We start from the raw sequence: 25,829 nt of genomic DNA, 5'->3' as shown, positions 1-25,829 counted from the left end.
CATGTGGTGGTATCTCGGTAAACGACTCCTCCAGCTCATCCCCGTCTTCCTCGGGGCCACTTTCCTCATCTACGCGATGGTCTTCCTCACCCCCGGTGACCCCGTACTGGCCCTGGCAGGCGACAAGGCCGCCGACCCCGCGGTGCTGGACTCCATCCGCGAGCAGTACCACCTCGACAAGCCCTTCATCGTCCAGTACTTCATGTACCTCGGCGGCATCTTCCAGGGCGATCTGGGCCTCACCTTCTCCGGACGCGAGGTCACCACGGTGCTCGCCGAGGCCTTCCCGATCACCATCCGGCTGGCGCTGATGGCACTGGTCATCGAGACCGTCTTCGGTGTCGGCTTCGGTGTCGTCGCCGGCCTGAAGAAGGGCGGCTGGTTCGATTCGACCCTCCTGGTCGTCTCCCTGATCATCATCGCCATCCCGGTCTTCGTGCTCGGCTTCGTCGGCCAGTTCCTCTTCGGTATCCAGTGGGGCATCGTCCCACCGACCGTCGGCTCCCACGGCTCCTTCACGAGACTGTTGTTGCCCGCCTTCGTACTGGGGCTCGTCTCCTTCGCCTACGTGTTGAGGCTGACCCGCTCCGAGGTCGCGCAGAACCTACGTGCCGACTACGTCCGCACCGCCTCGGCCCGTGGCCTGTCCCGACCGAAGGTCATCGCGGCCCACGTGCTGCGCAACTCGCTCATCCCGGTCGTCACATTCATCGGCGCCGACTTCGCCGCCCTGCTCGGCGGCGCGATCGTCACCGAGGGCATCTTCAATATCCACGGCGTCGGCGGACTGCTCTTCGAGGCGGTGAAGCTCGGGGAGTCCCCGACGGTGGTCTCCGTGGTCACCGTCCTGGTGATCATCTTCGTACTCTCCAACCTCATCATCGACCTTCTCTACGCCCTGCTCGACCCGAGGATCCGCTATGCCTGAGTCCACGCACAAGAACACACGCCCCACTCCCCTCGACCGCGACGGTCGTTGGGTCGCCGAGGTCGAGACCGATGACGTCCTGACCCGTGACCAGCTGCTGCCCGATGCAGCACCCCGCGGCATCTGGGGATCTGCCTGGGTGAATCTGCGACGCCGACCCATGTTCTGGGTCTCCGTCGTCATCATCACCCTGGTTCTCCTGGTAGCCCTGTTTCCGGGCCTGTTCTCCGGGACCGACCCGCGGGCCGCCGACCTCGAGGACTCCCTCGAGGGTGCCCGCTCCGGCCATCCCTTCGGCTTCACCCAGCAGGGGTACGACGTCTACGCCCGCACCATCTACGGCGCCCGTGCGTCCATCGCGACCGGCGTCCTCACGACGCTGGCCGTGACCGTCCTGGGCATCGTCGTCGGCGCGACCGCCGGCTACTTCGGGGGCTGGGTGGACGCCGTCCTCTCCCGCCTCACCGACATCTTCTTCGCCATCCCACTGCTGCTCGCCGGCATCGTGCTGATGCAGGCCTTCGACGTGCGCACCACCTGGACCGTGGTCCTGGTGCTGTCGCTGTTCGGCTGGCCGCAGATGGCCCGCATGGTCCGTGGCGCGGTGATGCAGACGAAGAACAACGACTACGTCCAGGCGTCCCGTGCCCTGGGCCTGTCGAAGATCGGCATCCTCGTACGTCACATCCTGCCGAACTGCCTGGCACCGATCATCGTGATGACGACGACCAACCTGGGCATCTACATCGTCGCCGAGGCGACACTTTCCTACCTGGGCATCGGTCTTCCCCCGGAGACCGTCTCCTGGGGCAACGACATCTCCACCGCGCAATCCACGCTGCGTGTCGCCCCGGAGATCCTGTTCTACCCGGCGGGCGCGCTGGCAATCACCGTGCTGGGATTCATCCTGCTCGGCGACACCCTCAAGGACGCCCTCGACCCGAAGGAGCGCACCCGATGAGTGACGCAACCTCTCCTCTGCTCTCCCTGCGTAACGTCGACATCGCCTTCGGTACGCGGAAGAACCCGCTGCCGACGGTCTTCGACGTCAACTTCGACATCTGGCCCGGCGAGACCGTCGCCGTGGTGGGTGAGTCCGGCTCGGGCAAGTCCACCACCGCGATGAGCATCATGGGACTGCTGCCCGGTGGCGGCCACGTCACCGACGGCACCATCACCTTCGACGGCCGGGACATCACCCATCTCTCCGAGCGTGAGTTCACCGGAATCCGTGGTTCCGAGGTCGGTCTGGTCCCCCAGGACCCGATGAGCAACCTCAACCCGGTGTGGAGCGTCGGCCACCACATCAAGGAGGCGCTGAAGGCCAACAACGTCGCCTCCGGCTCCGCAGCCCACGACCGGGCCGTCGAGCTCATGGAGGAGGCCGGGCTCACCGAAGCCGACCGCCGGATCAACCAGTTCCCGCACCAGTTCTCCGGCGGTCAGCGTCAGCGTGCGCTCATCGCCTGCGGCCTGGCGGCGCGTCCGAAACTGCTCATCGCCGACGAGCCGACCTCCGCGCTCGACGTGACGGTCCAGCAGCAGATCCTCGACCACCTCCAGGGGCTGACCGAGGAGCTCGGCACCGCGGTGCTGCTAATCACCCACGACCTCGGCCTGGCCGCCGAACGCGCCCAGCGCATCATCGTCATGAGCCAGGGCCGGATCGTGGAGGCCGGCCCGTCGCTGGAGATCCTGCAGAATCCGCAGCACCCGTACACGCAGAAGCTTGTGGCGTCCGCCCCGTCGGTCGCCGCGCGTCGTATCGACCTTGACATCGAGGAACCCCTCCGGGATTCCGGGGAGGACGCTGAAGAGGCGTCCCCCAACCTCATCGAGGTCTCCGGTCTGACGAAGATCTACCAGGTCCCCGGTGACAGGCCGTGGCGGAAGAAGGACTTCACCGCCGCCGAGGACGTGAACTTCTTCCTGCGCGAGGGCCGCACTCTCGCGCTCGTCGGCGAGTCCGGCTCGGGCAAGTCCACGGTCGCGCAGATGGTGCTCGGCCTGTTGGAGCCGACCAGTGGAACGGTTTCCTTCGACGGCACCGACGTCACCCACCTGGACAGGGCCGGTGAGCTGGCGTTCCGACGCCGCGTCCAGCCGGTGTTCCAGAACCCCTACGGGTCGGTCGATCCGATGTACTCGGTGTTCAACACCATCGCCGAGCCGCTGAAGATCCACAAGGTCGGCTCGAAGAAGGAGCAGGAGGCCCGTGTCCGCGAACTGCTGGACCTGGTGGCCATGCCGTCGTCGATGCTGTCCCGCTACCCCGGGGAGCTTTCCGGCGGTCAGCGTCAGCGTGTCGCGATCGCCCGTGCGCTGGCGCTGGGCCCGGAGGCGCTGATCCTCGACGAGGCGGTCAGTGCGCTCGACGTGCTGGTGCAGTCACAGGTGCTCTCGCTGCTCAACGACCTGCAGGACGAGATGGGGCTGACCTACCTCTTCATCACCCATGATCTCGCGGTGGTCAAGCAGATCGCCGACGAGACGCTGGTCATGAAGTCCGGTCGGATCGTCGAGCGCGGGGAGACGGACGCCCTGTTCGACAACCCGGAGCAGGAGTACACCCGTCGACTCATCGAGTCGATCCCGGGTGGCACGTTGCCGCTGTACCAGGGGTAGTGCCGCGCCAGGTGCGACTCGGGAGGGTGGAATCAGCCACCCTGACCAACCGGTCGGGTCGCACCGGCAGCGCGGGGACTCTCACCGGGCCACCGGCGCGCACCCCCGGACGCCAGTCACGCCACATACACAACTCACCGTGACTCCACCACCCCCAGCGGCAGAAAACTGCCAGATCGACCCGGAATCCTCGCCACGGTCACCCCAGGACGCCCCACAGGACCCTCCTCACCTGCACAGTTGCGGATTCCACTCCACATCACCATTCACCCACGAAAGTGTGTGCGCAACCGCGTCACACCACAAAGTGTGACGAACGCGTCACCCCCGCAATTACTTTCGTGAACATTTTCTCCGGGTCAGATGGAATAGTGGGACCCACATCACATCCTGTGTCCACTGTCACAAAGGAGATTCCCTCCGTGGAGAACCACATCGTCCGCGTCCATCCGTCCGCCGAAGACTTCCCCAAGAGCGAACACCTCGCGTGGAAGATCGCACAGGTCGCCGCTGACCCGGTGGCCGTGCCGACCGAGTCGGCGGATATGGCCGTGAACCGCATCATCGACAACGCCTCCGTCGCTGTCGCCTCCGTGCTGCGTCGCCCGCCGAGCACCGCCCGCTCCCAGGCCCTGTCCCGCCCGCAGACCCCCGGTTCCACCGTCTTCGGTGTCCCCGGCACCTTCGCCCCCGAGTGGGCCGCGCTGGCCAACGGCGTTGCTGTCCGTGAGCTGGACTACCACGACACCTTCCTCGCCGCCGAGTACTCCCACCCCGGCGACAACATCCCGCCGATCCTGGCCGTCGCCCAGCGTCAGGCCGCCGCCAAGGGCCTCACCGGTGAGGACCTCATCCGCGGTATCGTCACCGGCTACGAGATCCAGGTCGACCTGGTCAAGGGCATCTGCCTCCACGAGCACAAGATCGACCACGTCGCCCACCTCGGCCCGTCGGTCGCCGCCGGTATCGGCGCGATGCTCAAGCTGGACCCGGAGACCATCTACCAGGCCATCGGCCAGGCTCTCCACACCACCACCGCCACCCGTCAGTCCCGCAAGGGCCTGATCAGCTCCTGGAAGGCCTTCGCCCCGGCCTTCGCCGGCAAGATGGCCATCGAGTCCGTCGACCGCGCACTGCGCGGCGAGGGTGCCCCGGCCCCGATCTGGGAGGGTGAGGACGGCTTCATCGCCTGGATGCTCGACGGCAAGGACGCCGAATACACCGTGCCGCTGCCCGCCGCCGGTGAGGGCAAGCGCGGCATCCTGGACACCTACACCAAGGAGCACTCCGCGGAGTACCAGTCCCAGGCCCCGATCGACCTGGCCTTCCGCCTGCGCAGCCAGATCAGCAGTCTCGACGACATCGAGTCGATCGTGCTGCACACCAGCCACCACACCCACTACGTCATCGGTACCGGTGCGAACGACCCGCAGAAGTTCGATCCGGACGCCTCCCGCGAGACCCTCGACCACTCGGTGATGTACATCTTCGCCGTGGCCCTCGAGGACGGCGTGTGGGACTACAACACCTCCTACTCCCCGGACCGCGCCCACACCGCGTCCACCATCGAGCTGTGGAACAAGATCTCCACCGTCGAGGACCCGGAGTGGACCCGTCGCTACCACTCCAACGACCCGCAGGTGAAGGCCTTCGGCGCCAAGGCTGTCGTCACCCTCAAGGACGGCACCGTCATCGAGGACGAGCTGGCCGTCGCCAACGCCCACCCGCTGGGCGAGCACCCCTTCGACCGCTCCCAGTACGAGGGCAAGTTCCGCAAGCTGGCCGACGGTCTTGTCGCCGAGAAGGAGCAGGAGCGCTTCCTGGAGGCCGCCCGCAACGCCGCGTCCCTCGGCGCCGATGAGCTCGACCAGCTCACCGTCACCTTCGATCCCGAGGTCCTGGCGAAGGCCCCGACCATCCCCGAGGGCATCCTCTGATGACGGGCCTGTACTCCAGCAACGTCACCCCGACCGACCGTCGCAGGGCTTTCCGCGCGTCGCTGAACGGCTCGGAGATCACCCGCCTGCCGGGTGCGTTCTCCCCGCTGGTCGCCCGCGCGATCCAGGAGAAAGGCTTCGAGGGCGTCTACGTCTCCGGTGCCGTCGTGGCCGCTGATCTGGCCCTGCCGGACATCGGGCTGACCACCCTGACCGAGGTCGCCGGCCGGGCACGCCAGATCGCCCGCGCCACTGACCTGCCGGTCCTGGTGGACGCCGACACGGGCTTCGGTGAGCCGATGTCCGCCGCCCGCACGATCTCGGAGTTCGAGGACGCCGGTGTCGCCGGCTGCCACCTCGAAGACCAGGTCAACCCGAAGCGCTGCGGTCACCTCGACGGCAAGGAGGTCGTCCCGACCGACGTCATGCTCCGCCGCATCGGTGCCGCCGTGAAAGAGCGCCGCGACGACCAGTTCGTCATCTGCGCCCGGACCGACGCCGCCGGAGTCGAGGGCATCGACTCCGCCATCGAGCGTGCCAAGGCCTACGCCGACGCCGGTGCGGACCTCATCTTCACCGAGGCCCTGCACACCCCGGAGGAGTTCGCGAAGTTCCGCGCCGCAGTGGACATCCCGCTGCTGGCGAACATGACCGAGTTCGGCAAGTCCGAGCTGTTGTCCGCCCGGGAGCTGGAGGATCTCGGCATGAACGCCGTGATCTACCCGGTGACCACCCTGCGTATCGCCATGGGCCAGGTCGAGGAAGCGCTCGGCGACATCGCCGAGACCGGCACGCAGAAGGAATGGCTGGAGCGCATGCAGCACCGTTCCCGTCTCTACGAACTGCTCCGTTACGACGAGTACAACGAGTTCGACCAGGGCGTCTTCACCTACTCCCGCGAGAGCTACGACCCCAGCAAGTAACAGCTGCCGGCAGGAGCCGGCAGTTACCAGCGCTGCCTGACCGGCACACGGCACCACAACCACACCCAACGGGGGACCACCCCACTCCATGAGAGGAGCCACTACCGTGAGCGAAGAGAGCATCGACATCAAGAAGGGCCTCGCCGGCGTCGTCGTCGACTACACCGCCGTGTCCAAGGTCGTCCCGGAGACCAACTCCCTGACGTACCGTGGCTACCCGGTCCAGGAACTGGTCGCGAACTGCACCTTCGAGGACGTCGCCTACCTGCTGTGGAACGGCGAACTGCCGACCGCGGAGCAGACGGCCGCCTTCGAGAAGACCGAGCGCTCCCAGCGTGAGGTCCCGCAGGCCCTGCTCGACATCATCGCCGACCTGCCGGCCGACTGTCACCCGATGGACGTCTGCCGCACCGCGGCGTCCTGGCTCGGCACCCAGGACCCCGAGGCCGACGACCGCTCCGGCGACGGTGTCCGCCGCATCGGCCTGAGCCTGCTGGCGAAGATGCCGACCGTCATCGCCTGGGACATGCGCCGCCGTCGCGGCCAGAAGTTCATCGCGCCGGACCCGGAGCGGTCCATCGCGGAGAACTACCTCTACATGGCCTTCGGCGACGAGGAGGGCTCCCCCGCCACCCACCCGGCGGACGTCGAGGCCTTCGACCAGTCCCTCACCCTCTACGCCGAGCACTCCTTCAACGCGTCCACTTTCACCGGCCGCGTCATCGCGTCCACCACCGCGGACACCTACTCCGCGGTCACCGGTGCGATCGGTGCGCTGAAAGGCCCGCTGCACGGTGGCGCCAACGAGGCCGTCATGCACAACTTCCTCGAGGTCGACGACCCGGCCAAGGCCGAGGAGTGGGTGCTGAACAAGGCCGACAACAAGGAGAAGATCATGGGCTTCGGTCACCGCGTGTACAAGCGCGGCGACTCCCGTGTCCCGTCGATGGAGGCCGCGATGCGCCGCACCGCCGCCAACCACGACGGCCAGAAATGGGTCGACATGTACGAGAACATGCAGGCCGCGATGGACAAGCGCACCGGCATCCAGCCGAACCTGGACTTCCCGGCCGGCCCGACCTACTACATGCTCGGCATCGACATCCCTTTCTTCACCCCGATCTTCGTGATCGCCCGCGTGGTCGGCTGGACCGCCCACATTGCGGAGCAGAACGAGAACAACGCTCTCATCCGCCCGCTGTCCGCCTACAACGGCGAGGCCCAGCGGTCCGTCCAGGCCTGACCGCCTCCGCTGCTCCACCGTCCTGCTCCCAGGGCTGAGTAGCCTGGGAAACGGACCGCACACCGCCCGCCCCTGCACCGGCACCCCGGTCCAGTGCGGGCGGTTCGCGTACCACTCCACGCCACCAGAAAGGACGCGCCTCACATGGCCTACCCTTCACTGCCCTCTTTCGGGAAGATCGTCGTCGCCAACCGCGGTGAGATCGCCGTCCGCGCCTTCCGCGCCGCCTACGAGACCGGCGCGCAGACCGTCGCGGTGTACCCCCGCGAGGACCGCAACTCCTTCCACCGTTCCTTCGCCGACGAAGCCGTGCGCATCGGTACCGAGGGGTCGCCCGTCAAGGCCTACCTCGACATCGACGAGATCATCCGGGCCGCGAAGCAGACCGGGGCGGACGCCGTCTACCCCGGATACGGCTTCCTCTCGGAGAACGCCGAACTCGCCCGGCAGTGCGCCGCCAACGGCATCACCTTCATCGGCCCGTCCCCGGAGACCCTGGACCTCACCGGTGACAAGTCCGCCGCGGTCGAGGCCGCCCGCAAGGCAGGTCTGCCGATCCTCGACGACTCGGCCCCCAGCGAGGACATCGACGAGCTCGTCTCCTTCGCGGAGGGACGCACCTACCCGCTGTTCGTCAAGGCTGTCGCCGGTGGTGGTGGACGCGGCATGCGCTTCGTCGGTTCCCCCGACGAACTGGCGGAGAAGGCCGCCGAGGCGTCCCGTGAGGCTGCCGCCGCCTTCGGTGACGGCCGGGTCTACATCGAGCGTGCGGTGGTCAACCCGCAGCACATCGAAGTGCAGATCCTCGGTGACACCCAGGGCAACATCATCCACCTCTTCGAGCGTGACTGCTCCCTGCAGCGTCGTCACCAGAAGGTCGTGGAGATCGCCCCGGCGCAGCACATCTCCGAGGAACTACGCGACCGGATCTGCGCGGACGCGGTGAAGTTCTGCGAGTCGATCAACTACTACGGTGCCGGCACGGTGGAGTTCCTCGTCGACGAGAACGAGAACCACGTCTTCATCGAGATGAACCCACGTATCCAGGTGGAGCACACGGTGACCGAGGAGGTCACCTCCGTCGACCTGGTGAAGTCGCAGATGAACATCCTCGCCGGGGCGTCCCTCGAGGATCTGGGCCTGAGCCAGGACAGCATCCAGCTGCGCGGTGCCGCCCTGCAGACCCGTATCACCACCGAGGACCCGAACAACGGTTTCCGTCCGGACACCGGCGTCATCACCGCGTACCGCTCCCCGGGCGGAGCGGGCGTTCGTCTCGACGGTGCGGCGTCCCTCGGCGGCGAGATCACCGCACACTTCGACTCGATGCTGGTGAAGATGACCTGCCGTGGCGCGGACTTCGCCCAGGCGGTCACCCGCGCCCAGCGCGCGCTCAACGAGTTCACCGTCTCCGGTGTCGCCACCAACATCGGCTTCCTGCGCGCCCTGCTGCGCGAGGACGACTTCCAGCACCACCGCATCTCCACGTCCTTCATCGCCGACCACCCGTGGTTGCTGCAGGCCCCGCCGGCCGACGATGAGCCGGGCCGTCTGCTCGACTACCTGGCCGACGTAACCGTCAACCGGCCCAACGGCGAGCGTCCGACGGACGTCATTCCGCGCCACAAGCTGCCGGATGTCGTGCAGGTCAAGGACGCCCGCCACGGTGAGGACGCCAATGTCGCCGAGGGTCTGCCCCGCGGTTCACGCGACCTGCTGCTCGAGGTCGGCCCGGCCGAGTTCGCGAAGAAGCTGCGTGCCCAGGAGGCCCTGGCCGTCACGGACACGACCTTCCGCGACGCCCACCAGTCCCTGCTCGCCACCCGCGTGCGCACCACCGCCCTGGTGGACGCCGCGGAGGCGGTCGCCCGGCTGACCCCGGAGCTCCTCTCCGTCGAGGCCTGGGGTGGCGCGACCTACGACGTGGCGCTGCAGTTCCTCCACGAGGACCCGTGGGAGCGTCTCGACCGGCTGCGCGTCGCGATGCCGAACACCAACATCCAGATGCTGCTGCGTGGCCGCAACACCGTCGGCTACACCCCGTACCCCGACGTGGTCTGCCGCTCCTTCGTCGCCGAGGCCGCGAAGAGTGGTGTGGACATCTTCCGCATTTTCGACGCGCTCAACGACATCGACCAGATGCGCACCGCCATCGACGCTGTCCTGGAGACCGGGACGGCTGTCGCCGAGGTCGCCATGGCCTACGCCGGTGACCTCTCGAACCCGGCCGAGGACCTCTACACCCTCGACTACTACCTGAAACTCGCCGAGCAGATCGTCAAGTCCGGTGCCCACGTCCTGGCGATCAAGGACATGGCCGGACTGCTTCGTCCGCAGGCGGCGTCCACCCTGGTCACCGCCCTGCGCAAGAACTTCGACCTGCCGGTGCACGTGCACACCCACGACACCGCCGGCGGTCAGCTGGCCACCTACCTCGCCGCGGCGAACGCCGGGGCGGACGCGGTGGACGGGGCGTCCGCTGCGATGGCCGGGACCACGTCCCAGCCCTCCCTGTCCGCGATCGTCGCGGCCTTCGCGCACACCGACCGGGACACCGGCATCTCGCTGGACGCGGTGAACTCGCTGGAGCCGTACTGGGAGTCCGTGCGTTCCCTCTACGGTCCCTTCGAGTCCGGTCTGCCCGGTCCGACGGGTCGGGTGTACACCCACGAGATCCCCGGTGGACAACTGTCCAACCTGCGTACCCAGGCTGTCGCCCTCGGACTCGGCGACCGTTTCGAACTCATCGAGGACGCCTACGCCGGCGTCAACAAGCTGCTCGGCCGGCCGACCAAGGTGACCCCGTCCTCCAAGGTCGTCGGTGACCTCGCGCTGCACCTCGTCGGTGCCGGTGTTACCGTCGACGAGTTCGCCGCGGACCCGCAGAAATACGACATCCCGGCGTCCGTCATCGCCTTCCTGCGCGGTGAGCTGGGTACCCCGCCCGGTGGCTGGCCCGAGCCGCTGCGCACGAAAGCCCTGGAGGGGCGCGGTTCCACCGCATCGCGTGTCACCGAGGTTCCGGCCGAGGAGGAGGCACACCTGGGCGGCGATTCCTCCCGGGAGAGGCGGAACGCACTGAGCCGCCTGCTGTTTCCGAAGGAGAGCGCCGGTTTCGACGAGCACGAGCGCCAGTTCGGTGACGTCTCCACGCTCACCGACCGTCAGTTCTTCTACGGTCTCCAGGAGGGCGAGGAGACAGCGGTGCGGATCAAGGGCAACCCGCCGATGGTGGTCCGTCTCGACGCCGTCGGAGAGCCCGACGAGAAGGGCATGCGTCAGGTCGTCATGAACGTCAACGGCCAGATCCGCCCGATGCGGGTGCGTGACCGGTCCGTGGAGTCCGTCACCGCCGCCGCCGAGAAGGCCGATCCTGCTGTGGCCGGCCATGTCGCAGCACCGTTCGCCGGTGCTGTCACCGTCACCGCGAAGGTCGGCGACGAGGTCGGGGCGGGTGACGCCGTGGCCGTGATCGAGGCCATGAAGATGGAGGCGTCGATCACGGCCCCGGTCGCCGGCAAGATCGCCCGCGTAGTCATGACCAAGCCGACGAAGGTGGAGGGCGGCGACCTTCTCGTCGTCGTGGAGTAGTACTCCCCCTCCACCGGGCCCTGTGGCCCGGCAGCATAGCCCCGTCACTCGTCCGGAGTGGTGGGGTTTCCTGTCTCCTCCTCTACAACCGTGGCCCGGGGGCACCGGTGTCCATGCGCTTCATCACCATGGTGGAGGTCAGCCGTTCCACCCCGGGCAGGGTACCGAGCACCGTGTCGTAGAGCTCCTGGTAGCCGGCGAGGTCCCGGCTTAGCGTCCGCAGGATGAAGTCGGTTTCGCCGAAAAGCCGCTCCGCGGAGATGACGGCCGGCTCAGCGGCGACCGCATTCTCGAAAGCCGCCACGGTCGCCTGATCGGTCCTACCCATCGTCACCATGACGAGGGCCTCGAAGCTCAGTCCCAGCGCCTCGGGGGCGATCTCCGCGTGGTAGCCACGGATCGCCCCGGAGCTCTCGAGATCCTTCACCCTACGGTGGCAGGCGGAGATGCTGAGCCGGACTCTCCGGGCGAGGTCGGTGACACTCATCCGCCCGTCCCGCTGCAGCTGCGACATTATTTCCCGGTCAACTGCGTCCATACGCAATATTATTGCACGTGATTTCCCAACCTGTCGAAAAGTCAGGAACATCTTCCCACGAACCCGCAATAAACTTGTGACCTGTGGAAACTACACTCGTCCTCCAGTTCGCGCTCACCGCCGGCCTCTTCTCACTCATGCCCGGTGCCGACTGGGCCTATGCCATCACCGCAGGCCTCCGATCCCGGTCGATAGTTCCGCCGATCCTCGGACTGGCCAGCGGATATGTCATCGTCGTGTCGGTGATTGCCGTGGGCGTGGGTGCTGTCGTGGCGTCCTCTCCCGGGGTTCTCACGGTGCTGACCGCGGTAGGAGCGTCCTATATTCTCTGGCTCGGTGTGAGCACGTTACTCGGGGTGAAGTCGAGCGACAGGACACTCGTCGCGGTGACGGACACAGAGTCCGCCTACCGCGGCGACAGTCTGCGGCAGTACCTGCACGGCATGGGCGTCAGCGGGATCAACCCCAAGGGCCTCATGCTGCTGCTCGCCCTGCTCCCCCGGTTCCTCACCGAGGGAGGATGGGCCTCCGGCGTGCAGATTCTTCTGCTCGGCGGGATCTTCATCCTCGAGATCCTCGTCGTCTACTCCGGCGTGGCGGTGGCCGCCCGCTCCCTACTGCGCTCCCGGCCCCGGCTGAGCATTGCGGTCAGTATGGCGTCCGGCATCTTCCTCACCGTCTTCGGAACCTGGCTGCTGCTCGACGCGATCACCGGCTAAACATCGAAGACCGGCCCCAGCGCATAGGTGATCGCCAGTCCCAGCGCACCACCGATGACCAGACGTGCAACGGACTTACCGAGCGGGTTACCGCCGAGCCGCGCGGAGACTGCACCGGTCACCGCCAGGGCGAGCAGCGTCACCGCAGTCACGACGACTGCGGCCACACTGTGCGGTGCGATCAGGACCGCCAGCATCGGCAGCAATGCCCCTAGGATGAACGACACCGCAGAGGATCCGGCTGCGGCCCAGGGATTGGCGAGGTCCTCCTCGTCGATGCCCAGTTCCAGCTGCAGGTGGGCCGGCAGCGGATCCCCCGCCTGGATTTCCTCGGCCGCCTTCTCCGCCGTCTCGGCTGAGATGCCGTAGCCCCGGAGGATCTCCGCCATCCCCTCAGTCTCCTCGGTGGGCATCTCCGTCAGCTCACCGGTCTCCTCGGCGATCAACGACTTCTCACTGTCCCGCTGTGCGGAGACGGAAACATACTCCCCCAGGGCCATCGAGACCGCGCCCGCGACGGCGGCGGCGAGACCGGCCGCGAAGACGGCCGTGGACCCCACCCCGGTGGCGATGACGCCGAGCAGCAGGGCGGAGGTCGACACGATGCCGTCATTGGCACCCAGCACCCCCGTGACCAGCATGGACAGGCGACCCTGCCAGGTCGACCGTAGCGTCCTGAAGCGTCCTGAAGCGTCCTGAAGCGTCCTGAAGCGTCCTGGAACGTCCTAGAGGATGTCGCCGGGGGTGTAGGCGGCGGCCTCCGGGTACTTCGCGACGACGGCGGCGACACGGGCGAGGACGCGGTCGGTCTGATCCTCGGCGGCACCGATGAAGGCGTGGCGGTCGGCCAGGGCTGCGGTGAGTGCGTCGGCGTCCAACGGGAGACGGTCATCGGCGGCGAGACGCTCGACGAGGTCCTGTCCACCACCGTTCTCACGCATGTTCAGCGCGACGGCGACGGCGTTCTCCTTGATGACCTCGTGGGCGGTCTCGCGGCCAACCCCGGCACGGACCGCGGCCATGAGGATGCGGGTCGTGGCGAGGAACGGCAGGTAGCGCTCCAGTTCACGGTCGATCATCGCAGGGAAGGCACCGAACTCGTCGAGTACGGTGAGGAAGGTCTCGCACTGGCCGTCGAAGGCGAAGAAGGCGTCCGGCAGGGCGACGCGGCGGACGACCGAGCAGAAGACGTCGCCCTCGTTCCACTGGGAGCCGGCGAGGTCGGAGGCCATGGTCATGTAGCCGCGGAGGATGATCTGCATGCCGCCGACGCGCTCGCAGGAGCGGGCGTTCATCTTGTGCGGCATGGCGGAGGAGCCGACCTGGCCCTCCTTGAAGCCTTCGGTGACGGTCTCGTTGCCGGCCATGAGGCGGATGGTCATCGACAGGGACGACATTGCCGCACCGGTCTCCACCAGGGCGGAGAGAGCGTCGAAGTCGAGGGAGCGGGGGTAGACCTGGCCGACGGAGTCGAAGATGCGGGAGAAGCCGAGCTCTTCGGCGATCTTCTTCTCGAAGGACGCCAGCTTCCCGACGTCGCCGCCGAGGAGATCCAGCATGTCCTGGCTGGTGCCCATCGGGCCCTTGATGCCGCGCAGCGGGTAGCGGGACAGCAGGTCCTCGATGCGCTCGATGCCGAGCATGAGCTCGTCGGCGGCGGACGCGAAGCGCTTGCCGAGGGTGGTGGCCTGGGCGGCGACGTTGTGGGAACGGCCGGCCATGACGAGGGTCTTGTACTCGCCGGCACGGGTCGCGATGCGGGCGAGCACGGCGACGGCCTTGTCGCGGGCGATCCCGAGGGAGCGGCGGATCTGCAGCTGCTCCACGTTCTCGGTGAGGTCACGGGAGGTCATGCCCTTGTGGATGTCCTCGTGACCGGCCAGCGCGTTGAACTCCTCGATGCGGGCCTTGACGTCATGGCGGGTGATCTTCTCCCGCTCGGCGATGGACGCGAGGTCGATCTGGTCGATGACCTTCTCGTAGTCCTCGACGACACCCTCGGCGATATCCACCCCCATCTCCTTCTGGGCCTTCATTACGGCGATCCACAGCCGGCGCTCGGCGAGGATCTTGTCCTCGGGGCTCCAGATGCGGGTCAGCTCGGGGGAGGCGTAGCGGTCAGCCAGGACATTGGAGATCTTCTTCTTGTCAGCCACGCGTTCCAGTATCCCACATGGTGCGGCAACTGCTGCCGCCGTGCCTGCGGTCACCCGAATCTGTACCCGAACATCACGTTTCTGGAGGACGCAGACAACGGCAAGGCCAGATCCGTCATGATTGTGTACGCCCCTGGGACGGGGTGCTGCTCCCGTGGGGAGGGGCCATGCGTTCTCTCCGCTGTCTGCTGTACCTCCCATCCCTCGCCGTTTCCCTCACCGTCGCCGCCCTCGTGTTGACCGCATGTTCGTCGGACGACTCCTCCGAGACCCCCTGCCGACGCCCGGACCTCGACGCCACCGGTTCTCGGCAACATATCCGATGACGGTACCTGCGATCCCGAGGACATCGACCACGTCGAAGTGACCGTCCCCGCCCACGACGATGCGAATACGTCCGAGACCTGCACCATCGACGTGGCGTGAACTCGGTGACCGGGGCTACAGCACCTGCTGGCCAGGCTTCTCCACCCGGTTGAAGCGGGAGAGCTGGGTGACATGCTCCGGGGTCAGCTCACCGATGGTGTTGGCCTGCAGCAGCTTCATGGTGCGCTCAATCTGGGACTGCAGGATCGAGATGGTGCGGTCCACACCCTCGCGGCCACCTGCCATGAGGCCGTACAGGTACGCGCGACCGATCAGGGTGAAGTCCGCGCCGAGCGCCATGGCGGCGACGATGTCGGCACCGTTCATGATGCCGGTGTCCACGATGATCTCCATGTCGTCACCCACCGCGTCCTTCACCGAGGGGAGCAACTGGAACGGCACAGGAGCGCGGTCGAGCTGACGTCCGCCGTGGTTGGACAGGACGACGGCATCAACCCCGAGCTCGGCGAGCGTCACCGAGTCCTCGACATTCTGGACGCCCTTGACGGCGATCTTGCCCGGCCATATCTCGCGGATGACCTCGAGATCCTTGTAGTTGATCGTCGGGTCCATCGCGGAATCCAGCAGCTCACCGACGGTACCGCCCGTCGAGGACAGGGATGCGAACTCCAGCGGCGGGGTGGTGAGGAAGTCGATCCACCACCAGGGCCGCGGGATGGCGTCCAGAATGGTCTTCGCTGTGAGCTGCGGCGGGATGGAGAAACCGTGGCGGGTGTCGCGCATGCGGTTGCCGGCGACGGGGGTGTCCACGGTGAAGAAGAGGGTGTCGTAGCCGGCCCTCGCGGCGCGCTCGACGAGACCGTAGGAGATCTCGCGGTCCTTCATGACGTAGAGCTGGAACCAGTTGCGGCCAGCCGGATTGGTGGCCTTGACGTCCTCGATCGAGGTGGTGCCGAGGGTGGACAGCGTGAACGGGATGCCGGCGGCCGCGGCGGCACCGGCACCGGCGATCTCCCCCTCGGTCTGCATCAGGCGGGTGAAACCGGTCGGGGCGATACCGAAGGGCAGTGCGGAGGAGCCGCCGAGGATCTCGGTGGTGGTGTCGATGTGGGAGGCGTCCTTGAGAATCGACGGGTGGAACTCGACGTCCTCGAAGGCCTGGCGTGCACGGGCGAGGGAGATCTCGCCCTCCGCGGCACCGTCGGTGTAGTCGAAGGCGGACGCCGGGGTACGGCGTTTCGCAATCGTACGCAGGTCGTAGATGGTGAGGGCCTTGTCCAACCGGCGCTTTTTCGCGTTGAACTCGGGCTTCTTGAACTGCATGAGTTCGAGGATCTCGGACGGGTGCGGGAACTGACGTGTAACCATGTGAAACTATGGTACGCCTGGTATGATCTTAGGGCAGCATACCTTCCAGAACTCCCGCCTGCAGACCGTTGAGCAGGCAGAGCGCCACCAGCATGCCGATGCTCCACCACACGACCTTGCGCAGGATCACGGACTCCTTGCCGACCAGCCCCACCGCCGTCGCGACGATCGCCAGGTTCTGCGGGCTGATGAGCTTGGCGACCACGCCACCGGAGGTGTTGGACGCCACCATCAGCGCCGGATCCAGGCCCGCACCCTCGGCGGCAGTCTGCTGCAGCGTGGCGAACAGGGCGTTGGCACTCGTGTCGGAGCCGGTCACCGCGGTACCGAGCCAGCCGAGGACCGGAGCGAAGAAAGCGAAGGCCGCACCGGCACCGGCGATCCAGGTACCCACGGTGATGGTCTGCCCCGACTGGTTCATCACGTAGGCCAGCGACAGCACCGAGACCACCGTGAGGATCGTCCAGCGCATCTTGACCACGTTGTCGACGTAGAGTTTCGCCGCACCGGTCAGCGGGTAGCGGTACACCAGCGCCACGATCACGCCGCAGATCAGCAGCAACGAGCCCGGCGACGACAGCCACTGGAAGTTGAAGACCGTGGCATTCGAGATCTCGCCGGAGGTGGTGGCGACCTCACCGTCGAGCCCGGGCCAGCCGATGCTGAGGTCCGTGTCCGTCAGGAAGTCCTTCAGCGGAGCCCACAGCTTCGCGAGACTGAAGACCACGATGACCAGCAGGTACGGGAACAGCGCCATGGCGATCCGACCGCCGGTGAGTTCGCGGTCGGTGTCCCGCTCCCCCATGGCGTCCTTCGCGATCTGCGCGTTCTCGCCGGTCGCCTCGGCATCCTCCTTACCCCGCTCCATGCCGAGACGCTCCGTGGCGTCGGCGGTGCCCATCGGGGACCAGAACCGCAGCATGATCACCGCGACGGCCAGGCCGGCCAGCGATGAGATGATGTCGGTGAGCTCGACCGAGATGTAGTTGGACGCCACGAACTGGGTTGCGGCGAAGGCGGTGCCGATGACCAGGGCGACGGGCCAGCAGTCCTTGAGGCCACGGCGGCCGTCCACGATCAGCAGCAGGAACAGCGGAACCACGAGGGCGATGAACGGGGTCTGGCGGCCGATGATCGCGCCGATGTGCTCGTAGTCGATGCCGGTGAGGTTACCGGCGGTGATCACCGGGGTGGCGATGGCGCCGAAGGCGACCGGGGCGGTGTTCGCGACGAGGACGGCGATGGCCGCGCGCATACGTGGGAAGCCGACGGCCAGGAGCATCACACCGGTGATCGCCAGCGGCGCGCCGAAACCGGCGAGCGCCTCGAGCATGCCGCCGAAGCAGAAGGCGATGAGGATGGCCTGGATGCGGGGGTCATCCGAGATGCCGTCGATGACCGCGCGGAGGTCCTGGAACCTTCCTGCCTTGACGGTGATCTCGTAGAACCAGATCGCGGCGATGACGATCCACAGGATCGGGAAGAGTCCGAAGACCGCACCCTGGGTGGCGGACAGTCCCGCCAGGTCAGCGGGCATGCCGTAGACGGCGACCGCGATGACGAGCGAGACAGCGAGCGCTGCCAGGCCAGCCCAGTGGGCACGCCATTTCAGGACGCCGAGGGTGAGGAACACCGTGAGGAGGGGCAGGAGAGCGACGAGCGCGGACAGGAAGGTGTTGTCCGCGACCGGTGCCAGGTCAGGTTGGTACATGAAGGCTCCATGAGGCGGAGGTGGCCGTGGTGCGCCACTGGATCGGTCAAGAATTATCGGCACCACACTAGTGTGCTATCGCTCACAAATCTATGACCGGGGGTGCACTCAACCCCGCTGGCACACCGGACACCAGTAGATCTTCCGCCCGGCCATCTCCCCTGTCTCCACCGGCGTCCCGCACACCAGGCAGGGCAACCCGGCGCGCCGGTACACGTACACCTCACCCCCGTGATCGTCCTTGCGCGGCGGACGCCCCATCGCCTCCGGGGTGTGCTCCGCGCGGACGGTGTCGATCCGACCGACCACCTCGCCGTAGGTCATGAGATCGACCATGTCCGACCAGATCTCGTCGAGCTCTACCGTGGTCAGGGACCTGCCCGGACGGGTCGGACCGATGCCCAGCCGGAACAGCACCTCGGTGCGGTAGATGCTGCCCACGCCGGCATACAGCGCCTGGTCCATGAGCAGCGCCCCGACGGGCTTCGACGACCGTCGGGTCTTCGCCAGTGCCGTCTCCAGCTTCCGTGCGTTGAGTTCCCCGGCCGGGGTGCCCCCACCGACGACGCGCAACGGGTCGACACCGAGTTTCGCGACCGCGGCATCCTCCTCCACTGGCGTGACCAGGGAACACCGTTGCGGGCCGCGCAGGTCCGCGGCGACCGTGTCATCGGCGATGCGTAGCCGCACCTGCCCCCGCGGGGCGGCGAGCGGCTCGAACTGCAGCGTGCCGATCAGGCCGAGGTGGATATGGACCGTGCCCGCGGTGAAGTGCACGAAGAGGTGCTTGCCCCAGGCCTCGGCGTCGGTGAGCACCGACCTGTCAAGCAGGGACGCCTCAGCGGTGAACCGTCCCTGCGGAGACTCCACCGACACCTCCTCACCGCCGAAACTCGTGGTCAGCCCCGTGGCGAGACGGTGGATGACATGCCCCTCAGGCATCGGCGTCCTCTCCCTCGTCCTCCCCGGTGACCTCGGCCAGCAGCAGCCGCAGCGTCCCCGCCACGGCGGACCGGTCCCATCCGACGACATGGGCGACCTGGGCTTCCGAGAGTCCTGAGCCCACCGGCCGGTGCACGGCACAGGTCAGCACGGTTCCGGTTCCCTCCCCTGCCGACCCGTCCGCCACGGCGACCACACCACCGGGCAGTGCGTTGACCCGACCGCACAGGGCATGGAGCCAGTCGAGGGTGTCGGCGTCCACTGCACCCAGGGCGACACCGTCGGTAACCGTCAGGGTGCCGTCGTGCAGCGCCACATCGGGGCCGGACCCGAAGCGCAGGTAGCCGTTGCCGCGCCGCCCGGATGCACCGGACTCGCGGACCTCGGTGCTCTCCCCACCGTCCCTGTTCGTCACGGCGTCCGCGAGTCGCGGCAGCAGCACCGCGGGTGTGCGACCGCCGAGCAGTCCGTACCGGTTGCCGTCGGTGACCAGGGCGGTGATGTCACCCGAGGCGACATCCGCATCGCCGGAATCTCCGACTTCTCCGTCGTCATCGTCGTCATCGTCGTCATCGTCCCCGATGACCTCCACCGACGGCCACCGCGCGTCGAGGAACTCCCCCAGCGCGGTGAACCCGGCCAGGCCGCGGCGCATCCACTCGTCGAGCTGCTGCACCGTCACCCCGGCACCACAGGTCAGGGTACTGTCCGCCCGGACCCGCACCCGGCCGTCCTCGTCGAGTTCAGCGTGTGCGCGGGGCACGGTATGCCTGGCGTTCCAGCGGTTGAGGGCGGTGTCCACGCCGCCGCCATCCCCCGCGATCCCGTGCCACAGAGCCTCCACCGTGAACGTCAGCGGACCTGTCGCCACACCGGCGGTCACGTCGAACCCCGCGACATTGTCGCCACCGACCTCGACCAGGACGCGCTGCAGCACGGAAGACGCCAGGTCGGCGTCCGGTATCGGATCGGGGAGCACCTCGACCGTGCCGGGATCCGGGGCGTCCTTCCACTGTCGCCGGGTCTTCGACGATTTCCTGCCGAACATCTAGTCCTGCCCCTCCTGGGTCCCGGTGATCTGTGCGACCTGCTTCTCGGCGAGCTCGGTGAGCACCTCGACGTCGGTGACCCCGGCCGCGGTGACCCGGAAGTGCACGTCGTCGACCGTGCCGATGACCGTGGTGACCAGCTCCTCACCGGGTGTCGCGGAATCACTGAGCACGGTGATGACGAAGGTGTCGTCGGTGTCTGCGACCGACGCCTTCTGCGAGGTCGCGTGGAAAGCCGTCTCCGTACCCGAGGAATCGGTGCGGGTGAAGTCGCTGCAGTCCTCCGCGTCGATCTCGCCGGACGCCAGGTCAGCCGTGTCCCCGGAATCGGCGGTGGACACGATGGCGTCGATGACCGCCGGATCATTCTCGTCGACCGGGAGGAACTCGACGGCATCGGCGGCATCCTGGTGGTCGTAGAGCTCCGCGATGATCGAGTCGGAGCTCGGCACCAGGGCTGCGCAGGACTCCGGCTCGGTCGTCACGCCCGCCATCGCGGCGTCCAACTGCTGGCCGAGGTCGTCCCCGGCATCGGTGAGTACCTCGGCGACACTGTTCCACGTGTAGCCCTCCGGTGCGTCCTCCTCGGTGAGGAGCATCGGGGCGATGCCGGAGGTGTCGGTCGGCTCATCGCTGCCGCAGGCGGTGAGGGCGAGGGCCGTGAGCGTCGCTACCCCGAGGCCGCTGATCATCACTGTCCGTCTCATGGTGTCACCTGGCTTTCTTGTCTGGGCTGTTCATACCGTTCATACCGTCGGGGGCGATCAGAGTGATCAGCGCCGTGGCGTCCGCGTGGATCGCGGAGACGATCTCCTCGTGGAGGTCCGTGGCCGGCCCCCACTCCGCATCGGTCACCGGATGCCCCGGACCCTGGATGTACAGGTCCCGGAGGCTTCCCATGCCACCGTAGGCGCTGAGCATGTACGTCAGACCGTGCGCGTCACCGGCGGCGATCTCGGTGCGGGCCGTGCGCAGCCACTGCTCCCACGGGGTGACCTGGAAGCGGTGATAGAGCTCGATGCCGCGGTCCAGGCTCTTCAGCAGCCGGTCGTAGCGCACGTCGATGACCCTCTCGAGGTAGTCCAGTCCCCGTGCGGCGTTGCGGGTCGGCCACCAGTGGTCGACGAAGACCCGGCTGCACCCGTAGGTGAGCCGGAACACCGTCGGGGAACCGGCGGTGGAACCGTCACCGACCGGGTCCGTGATCCGGTCCAGAAACGCCGCAGGATTCTCCGCCTCCGTTTCCACCGACACCAGGGCGAAGAGCATGTCGAGGAAGAGCAGGCTGTCCGCATCCTCGTGAAGGCCGAGGTAGCCTCTGGCGTCGATGAGGCGTTCCGCCGGCGCCCGCAGCGGGACCTGCGGTTCACGCATACCGGACGCCACCAGGGCGTCCACCGCCCCGGACAAGGCCGGGGTCATCGCCAGCACCGCGCCCTCCGGAGCATCGGCGATCCCGCAGTTGAGGACGATTCCTCCGATGCCGTGGCGGTTGTCCTGCAGGTGTCCGGGTACACCCGGTGGTCGTCGTCGAGCACACCTCCCCCGGTCTCCCGCAGCAGTTCCCGGTAGGACGCCGGGATCCGGCGCCCCAGACGGTTCTCCACGGCATCGATGTCCGCGTCCGTGCACGGGCTGTTCGGGCGGGCGGACATGCGCTACTCCGGGATCGCGATCCGGCCTTCGACGGCGGCGAGGCCGATATCCGACCGGTAGTGGCCACCGGGCAGGTCGATGGTCTCCAGCTCGGCGTAGGCCTTTGCGCGGGCCTCCTCCAGGGTCGCCCCGCGGCCGATGACATTGAGGACGCGGCCACCGGCGGACACCAGCGCACCGTCCTTCTCGGCGACACCGGCGGCGCGGATGCCCCGGGCCTCGTCACCGGCGGCGGCACCGGAGACCGCCACACCGGTGACCGGCTTCTCCGGGTAACCCTGCGCAGCGAGCACGACGGTCACCGCGTAACCGTCGTCCCACTCCAGCGGGGGCAGCTCGGCCAGCGTGCCGTTCGCCACGGCGGCCAGCACTCCACCGATCGGGGTCTTCAGCAGGTCGAGGACGGCCTGGGTCTCCGGGTCCCCGAAGCGGCAGTTGAACTCGACGACCGCGGGGCCGGCCGAGCCCCAGGCCAGACCGGCGTAGAGCAGACCGGAGAACGGGCAGCCCTCGGCGACCATCTGCTTCGCGACGGGGACGCAGACCTCGTCGACGATGCGCTGGACACCGTCGGCCGGAAGCCATGGCAGCGGGGTGTAGGCGCCCATGCCGCCGGTGTTCGGGCCCTCGTCGTTGTCGCGGACGCGCTTGTGGTCCTGGGCGGGCAGCAGCGGGACGACGGTCTCACCGTCTACCAGGCAGAACAGGGAGACCTCGGGGCCGTCGAGGAAGCTCTCGAGCAGCACCGGGTTGCCGGCGGCGTGGACGTCATGGACATGCTGGACGGCGGCGGCACGGTCGGGGGTGACCACCACGCCCTTGCCGCCGGCGAGCCCGTCATCCTTGACGACCCAGGTCGGGCCGAAGCGGTCGATCGCGGCACCGATCTCCTCGTCGGAGGCACCCGGGCCGACAGCCTCGGCGTGGGCTGTCTTCACACCGGCGGACGCCATGATCCCCTTGGCGAAGGCCTTGGAGCCCTCGATGCGGGCGGCGGATCCGGAAGGGCCGAAGACGGCGAAACCCTCGGCGCGCAGGGCGTCGGCGACACCGGCGACCAGCGGGATCTCCGGGCCGATGACGACGAGGTCCGGGGTCAGCTCCCGGGCGAGTGCGACGACGGCCGCGGCGTCCTCCCCTTTGATGCCGGGGTGCAGGGTGGCCACGCCACCGATGCCCGGGTTACCGGGGGCGACGTGCACCTCCGTCACCGAGGGGTCGAGCGAGAGGGAATAGGCCAGGGCGTGTTCGCGGGCTCCGTTGCCGATGACGAGTGTGCGCATGACTCCCGATCTTAACGGCTCAGGTGTGACTACGATCGGCAGCATGGCATCTGTCTTCAGCAAGATCATCGCCGGCGAGATCCCCGGCCGTTTCGTGTACCGCGACGAGACCGTCGTCGCCTTCCTGACCATCGAGCCGGTCGCCTACGGGCACACCCTCGTGGTGCCGGTCGAGGAGGTCGACCGCTGGACCGACCTGGAACCCGAACTGTGGGCCCACCTCAACGAGGTCGCCCAGGAGGTCGGGGCCGCGATCGTGGAGCAGTTCGAGTGCCCGCGCGCCGGTTACCTCATCGCCGGGTTCGAGGTCCCCCACACCCACATCCACGTCTTCCCCGCCGCCGACATGTCCGGCTACAACCTCGCCGACGCCCTCGGCATGGACGAGACCGATCCGGTGCAGATGGAGGAGGCGGCGGCGAAGATCCGTCTCGGCCTGCAGTCCCGGGGTGTCTCCGGTGTCAGCGAGTAGGCGACCGTGAGCCACCGTTCCGATGACGACCTCGCCCCGTATATCGACGCGCTGACCTCTGCGGCGGCCGAGGAGACCGCCGATCCGGAACAGCATTCGTGGGCGGAGCAGCTGGCCTCGTTCTCCGACGGGCTGCGCAACACCTTCGGGTTCACCTCGCGGCTGGTCAAGCTTGCCCCGCAGCCGCCGGGTGAGGAGCCGGTGCCGATGGGCGCCCGGCAGAGTTTCGCCGGCTACGTCGACGACCTGTGGCATGCGAAGCCACCGGCGTACCGGCCGTACCCGGTGGTGCTGGTCCACGGCACGATCTCCTCGAAGTCGGTGTGGCAGAACCTGGTGACCGATCTGCGCGATGACGGTTTCGTGGTCTTCGCCCCCGACTACGGACGCCACGGCACCGGCGAGATCCGCCAGTCCGCCAAGGACGTGGGCGCGTACATCGACCAGGTGCTTTCGGCGACGGGTGCGGAGAAGGTCGACATCGTCGCTCACTCCCAGGGCGGGCTGCTGGCCCGGTACCTCATCAACCAGATGGACTTCGACTCGAAGGTCCACCACCTCGTCACACTGTCCGCACCGCACCACGGGACCACGGTGAACGCACAGCTGACCTCACTGATCTCGACGAACGAGCTCGCGGCGAAAGTCGCCGAGACGACGGTGACGCGGATGATGGGTGTGGCCGGGATGCAGCAGGTCGTCGGATCGCCGCTGCTGGGTGACCTGTCCTATTCTCCGGAGACGAGGCCGGGCGTGCGCTACACCTGCTTCGCGACGAAGGTGGACACCACGGTCGTGCCGGCGGAGTCCGGCTTCCTGGAGCCGGATGCCGTGGATGACGCGGGCGACCGGGTAGCTGTCGAGGTCACCAACGAGTTCATCCAGGACCTCGGGGCCGGTCGCGTCCTGCACAATGAGATGCCTTCGGACCCGAAGGTGCAGCGCATCGTGCACGAACGCCTGGTGGAGGCACTGGAGGAGACGCTGGAACGGCTGGAGGACGCGAAGGGTTAGGGCGTTCCCTGTTCCTCGCCCCCTCTTGCCTCACCACCCCACCGTCAGACATTATGCATTCTGTAATACCGACTACAGGACGCGGATATCACGTCTACCTGCAGGTTTCCCAGGAGTGGACGTTGTTGAGAATGCACAATGCCGCAGCATAACGTCGCAGCCACACCCTGCCCCTTGTGTTCTCATCTGTGCCAGGAGCTTCCCGATGCCCTTACCCATGTCAGTGACTGGTACCGAATACGGCACTACAGAATCGATTGCCCTGCCTATCGTCCATACACGGTTTGACTCCACCGGCCTACCAATGGTTCATGGTTCCGCACCCCAGACATGAACCAGACCTGAACCATACCTGAGCCAGACCTTTCCGGCACCTGACCAGCCCCTCACTCCGCACCCGCGAACCACCCCTTCGCCCGACTCGACGTCCGCGTCGCCCTGCCGGGCGCTGTCCACGGGTTACACCTGCTGCGGCAGGTCGTCGCGGAACGGGGAAGACGCGTAGAGCGAGGCCACCGGTGCTGTCATCGGTGCCGTCTCCTCCCACGACCGGGCACCTGTCCGCCGCCGGATGTGACCGTGGCACAGTAGCTGGAGTGAACATTCCACTCCTGGGCCGACTGCTCGACCTCCTGCCCGATGACGCCTGGGCCGAATCCCGCCACCGGCGTCCGTATCCCCGCATCGACGACCCGGCGACCCGGCCGGTCGTCCTGGTTCACGGTGCGGTCGGCTCCCGCAGCAACTTCACCGGTGTCGCCGCCGCACTGAAGGACGCCGGCCACCCCGTCCTCTCCGTCTCCTACGGCCACCACGGCACCATGCCGCTGCGCCACAGCTTCACCGAGGTCCGCGAGAAACTCGCGAACATCGTCGCAGACGCCGGCACCGTCGACCTCGTCGGCCACTCCCAGGGCGGACTGCTGGCCCTCGCCGCGTCCGGCACCCCGGAACTGCAGGGCAAGGTCGGACGCCTGGTGGGCATCGGCGCGGACTTCCGTGGCGTCACCGGGTTCCGGCGCATCATGCCGCTGGCCACCCGCATCGTCCCCGCCTGGCGCGGGCATCCCGCCGACTCCTCCGAGATGGCGAGACTGATGAACTACGCGACCCGTTCGACGGTCCCGGTCACCCAGATCCTCACGCTCCGGGACCCCTACGTTCCCACTGACCGGGCCCGGGCCTTCACCGACGAGGACGCCGCCTCCGGAACGCCCGCCCACCGTGGCCCCACCGAGGTCATCGAGATCGACGGTATTCCCCACGAGAAACTGCCCCACAGCCGACGGGTCGGACGCCTCGTCGCCGAAGCGCTCAGCTAGCCCCGCCGGGGCAGCCGGAACTCCG

Annotated in this window: 22 protein-coding genes; 11 read left to right on the top strand and 11 right to left on the bottom strand. The window is 67.6% G+C overall.

Going from position 1 to position 25,829, the window contains the following annotated elements:
• The first annotated feature begins 1 nt into the window (after position 1).
• From ACZ9GM_RS00155 to ACZ9GM_RS00125, 7 genes are all read left to right on the top strand, one after another.
• Positions 2–928: an ABC transporter permease gene (locus ACZ9GM_RS00155; protein WP_291476178.1), complete on the top strand. Its 927-nt coding sequence runs from the start codon at positions 2–4 to the stop codon at positions 926–928.
• Positions 921–1,889 (top strand): ABC transporter permease, encoded by a 969-nt coding sequence (locus ACZ9GM_RS00150; RefSeq protein WP_476036938.1) that lies wholly within the window; start codon positions 921–923, stop codon positions 1,887–1,889. Before ACZ9GM_RS00155 ends, ACZ9GM_RS00150 begins: the two co-directional genes overlap by 8 nt.
• Positions 1,886–3,553: a dipeptide ABC transporter ATP-binding protein gene (locus tag ACZ9GM_RS00145; RefSeq protein ID WP_476036937.1), complete on the top strand. Its 1,668-nt coding sequence runs from the start codon at positions 1,886–1,888 to the stop codon at positions 3,551–3,553. Before ACZ9GM_RS00150 ends, ACZ9GM_RS00145 begins: the two co-directional genes overlap by 4 nt.
• A gap of 422 nt (positions 3,554–3,975) precedes the next feature.
• Positions 3,976–5,490, top strand: coding sequence for an MmgE/PrpD family protein (locus ACZ9GM_RS00140; RefSeq protein WP_476038295.1), 1,515 nt, complete (start codon positions 3,976–3,978; stop codon positions 5,488–5,490).
• The gene (gene prpB, locus ACZ9GM_RS00135) at positions 5,490–6,413 is read left to right on the top strand and encodes a methylisocitrate lyase (RefSeq protein WP_014009095.1); all 924 of its coding nucleotides are present in this window, start codon (positions 5,490–5,492) and stop codon (positions 6,411–6,413) included. The genes ACZ9GM_RS00140 and prpB overlap by 1 nt, the downstream gene beginning before the upstream one ends.
• An 88-nt stretch (positions 6,414–6,501) precedes the next feature.
• Positions 6,502–7,656: a bifunctional 2-methylcitrate synthase/citrate synthase gene (locus tag ACZ9GM_RS00130; RefSeq protein WP_291476181.1), complete on the top strand. Its 1,155-nt coding sequence runs from the start codon at positions 6,502–6,504 to the stop codon at positions 7,654–7,656.
• A gap of 144 nt (positions 7,657–7,800) precedes the next feature.
• Entirely contained in the window at positions 7,801–11,247 is a 3,447-nt protein-coding gene (locus tag ACZ9GM_RS00125) for a pyruvate carboxylase (protein WP_476036936.1), read from the top strand.
• A gap of 82 nt (positions 11,248–11,329) precedes the next feature.
• Here ACZ9GM_RS00125 and ACZ9GM_RS00120 read toward each other — a convergent pair whose 3' ends face one another.
• Positions 11,330–11,785 (bottom strand): Lrp/AsnC family transcriptional regulator, encoded by a 456-nt coding sequence (locus ACZ9GM_RS00120; RefSeq protein ID WP_476036935.1) that lies wholly within the window; start codon positions 11,783–11,785, stop codon positions 11,330–11,332.
• An 83-nt stretch (positions 11,786–11,868) separates the two neighbouring features.
• On the opposite strand from ACZ9GM_RS00120, the gene ACZ9GM_RS00115 reads away from it, so the two are divergent.
• Entirely contained in the window at positions 11,869–12,504 is a 636-nt protein-coding gene (locus ACZ9GM_RS00115) for a LysE family translocator (RefSeq protein ID WP_476036934.1), read from the top strand.
• On the opposite strand, the gene ACZ9GM_RS00110 is transcribed toward ACZ9GM_RS00115, so the two are convergent.
• From ACZ9GM_RS00110 to purD, 10 genes are all read right to left on the bottom strand, one after another.
• The gene (locus tag ACZ9GM_RS00110; protein ID WP_476036933.1) at positions 12,501–13,145 is read right to left on the bottom strand and encodes a VIT1/CCC1 transporter family protein; all 645 of its coding nucleotides are present in this window, start codon (positions 13,143–13,145) and stop codon (positions 12,501–12,503) included. The two genes, ACZ9GM_RS00115 and ACZ9GM_RS00110, sit on opposite strands and share 4 nt — an antisense overlap.
• An 84-nt stretch (positions 13,146–13,229) precedes the next feature.
• Positions 13,230–14,660, bottom strand: a complete 1,431-nt coding sequence (purB, locus tag ACZ9GM_RS00105; RefSeq protein WP_476036932.1) for an adenylosuccinate lyase — start codon at positions 14,658–14,660, stop codon at positions 13,230–13,232.
• A gap of 441 nt (positions 14,661–15,101) precedes the next feature.
• Positions 15,102–16,355 carry an alpha-hydroxy acid oxidase gene (locus tag ACZ9GM_RS00100; protein WP_476036931.1) on the bottom strand — a complete coding sequence of 418 codons (1,254 nt, stop codon included), beginning with the start codon at positions 16,353–16,355 and terminating at the stop codon, positions 15,102–15,104.
• Positions 16,356–16,383: 28 nt separating this feature from the next.
• The gene (locus ACZ9GM_RS00095) at positions 16,384–18,066 is read right to left on the bottom strand and encodes an L-lactate permease (protein ID WP_476036930.1); all 1,683 of its coding nucleotides are present in this window, start codon (positions 18,064–18,066) and stop codon (positions 16,384–16,386) included.
• A gap of 108 nt (positions 18,067–18,174) precedes the next feature.
• Complete coding sequence (locus ACZ9GM_RS00090; RefSeq protein WP_476036929.1) at positions 18,175–19,008, bottom strand: Fpg/Nei family DNA glycosylase; 834 nt, start codon at positions 19,006–19,008, stop codon at positions 18,175–18,177.
• On the bottom strand, positions 19,001–20,056 hold the full coding sequence (locus ACZ9GM_RS00085; RefSeq protein WP_476036928.1) for a YbjN domain-containing protein: 1,056 nt from the start codon (positions 20,054–20,056) through the stop codon (positions 19,001–19,003). The genes ACZ9GM_RS00090 and ACZ9GM_RS00085 overlap by 8 nt, the downstream gene beginning before the upstream one ends.
• Positions 20,057–20,764 carry a hypothetical protein gene (locus ACZ9GM_RS00080; protein WP_476036927.1) on the bottom strand — a complete coding sequence of 236 codons (708 nt, stop codon included), beginning with the start codon at positions 20,762–20,764 and terminating at the stop codon, positions 20,057–20,059.
• Positions 20,765–20,768: 4 nt separating this feature from the next.
• Positions 20,769–21,479 (bottom strand): DUF6966 domain-containing protein, encoded by a 711-nt coding sequence (locus ACZ9GM_RS00075; RefSeq protein ID WP_476038294.1) that lies wholly within the window; start codon positions 21,477–21,479, stop codon positions 20,769–20,771.
• On the bottom strand, positions 21,476–21,712 hold the full coding sequence (locus tag ACZ9GM_RS00070) for an SMI1/KNR4 family protein (RefSeq protein WP_291476198.1): 237 nt from the start codon (positions 21,710–21,712) through the stop codon (positions 21,476–21,478). The genes ACZ9GM_RS00075 and ACZ9GM_RS00070 overlap by 4 nt, the downstream gene beginning before the upstream one ends.
• A 3-nt stretch (positions 21,713–21,715) precedes the next feature.
• Positions 21,716–22,996, bottom strand: coding sequence for a phosphoribosylamine--glycine ligase (gene purD, locus ACZ9GM_RS00065; RefSeq protein WP_476036926.1), 1,281 nt, complete (start codon positions 22,994–22,996; stop codon positions 21,716–21,718).
• 43 nt (positions 22,997–23,039) lie between these two features.
• Between purD and ACZ9GM_RS00060 the strand changes: the two genes are divergently transcribed.
• From ACZ9GM_RS00060 to ACZ9GM_RS00050, 3 genes are all read left to right on the top strand, one after another.
• Positions 23,040–23,468, top strand: coding sequence for an HIT family protein (locus ACZ9GM_RS00060; protein ID WP_291476200.1), 429 nt, complete (start codon positions 23,040–23,042; stop codon positions 23,466–23,468).
• Positions 23,469–23,474: 6 nt separating this feature from the next.
• Entirely contained in the window at positions 23,475–24,482 is a 1,008-nt protein-coding gene (locus ACZ9GM_RS00055; protein ID WP_291476201.1) for an esterase/lipase family protein, read from the top strand.
• A 596-nt stretch (positions 24,483–25,078) separates the two neighbouring features.
• Positions 25,079–25,804 (top strand): esterase/lipase family protein, encoded by a 726-nt coding sequence (locus ACZ9GM_RS00050; RefSeq protein WP_476036925.1) that lies wholly within the window; start codon positions 25,079–25,081, stop codon positions 25,802–25,804.
• Positions 25,805–25,829 lie beyond the last annotated feature (25 nt).

The sequence above is a fragment of the Corynebacterium sp. UD i78 genome, from assembly GCF_056280545.1.
The sequence above is the reverse complement of the archived record's forward strand: the minus strand, read 5'-3'. Positions and strand labels throughout refer to the sequence as shown.

Coding starts and splice junctions, on each gene's coding strand:
- ACZ9GM_RS00155 (WP_291476178.1), top strand. CDS start 2: ATGTGGTGGTATCTCGGTAAACGACTCCTCCAGCTCATCCCCGTCTTC.
- ACZ9GM_RS00150 (WP_476036938.1), top strand. CDS start 921: ATGCCTGAGTCCACGCACAAGAACACACGCCCCACTCCCCTCGACCGC.
- ACZ9GM_RS00145 (WP_476036937.1), top strand. CDS start 1,886: ATGAGTGACGCAACCTCTCCTCTGCTCTCCCTGCGTAACGTCGACATC.
- prpB (WP_014009095.1), top strand. CDS start 5,490: ATGACGGGCCTGTACTCCAGCAACGTCACCCCGACCGACCGTCGCAGG.
- ACZ9GM_RS00130 (WP_291476181.1), top strand. CDS start 6,502: ATGAGAGGAGCCACTACCGTGAGCGAAGAGAGCATCGACATCAAGAAG.
- ACZ9GM_RS00125 (WP_476036936.1), top strand. CDS start 7,801: ATGGCCTACCCTTCACTGCCCTCTTTCGGGAAGATCGTCGTCGCCAAC.
- ACZ9GM_RS00120 (WP_476036935.1), bottom strand. CDS start 11,785: ATGGACGCAGTTGACCGGGAAATAATGTCGCAGCTGCAGCGGGACGGG.
- ACZ9GM_RS00110 (WP_476036933.1), bottom strand. CDS start 13,145: ATGCTGGTCACGGGGGTGCTGGGTGCCAATGACGGCATCGTGTCGACC.
- ACZ9GM_RS00100 (WP_476036931.1), bottom strand. CDS start 16,355: ATGGTTACACGTCAGTTCCCGCACCCGTCCGAGATCCTCGAACTCATG.
- ACZ9GM_RS00095 (WP_476036930.1), bottom strand. CDS start 18,066: ATGTACCAACCTGACCTGGCACCGGTCGCGGACAACACCTTCCTGTCC.
- ACZ9GM_RS00090 (WP_476036929.1), bottom strand. CDS start 19,008: ATGCCTGAGGGGCATGTCATCCACCGTCTCGCCACGGGGCTGACCACG.
- ACZ9GM_RS00085 (WP_476036928.1), bottom strand. CDS start 20,056: ATGTTCGGCAGGAAATCGTCGAAGACCCGGCGACAGTGGAAGGACGCC.
- ACZ9GM_RS00080 (WP_476036927.1), bottom strand. CDS start 20,764: ATGAGACGGACAGTGATGATCAGCGGCCTCGGGGTAGCGACGCTCACG.
- ACZ9GM_RS00075 (WP_476038294.1), bottom strand. CDS start 21,479: ATGACCCCGGCCTTGTCCGGGGCGGTGGACGCCCTGGTGGCGTCCGGT.
- ACZ9GM_RS00070 (WP_291476198.1), bottom strand. CDS start 21,712: ATGTCCGCCCGCCCGAACAGCCCGTGCACGGACGCGGACATCGATGCC.
- purD (WP_476036926.1), bottom strand. CDS start 22,996: ATGCGCACACTCGTCATCGGCAACGGAGCCCGCGAACACGCCCTGGCC.
- ACZ9GM_RS00060 (WP_291476200.1), top strand. CDS start 23,040: ATGGCATCTGTCTTCAGCAAGATCATCGCCGGCGAGATCCCCGGCCGT.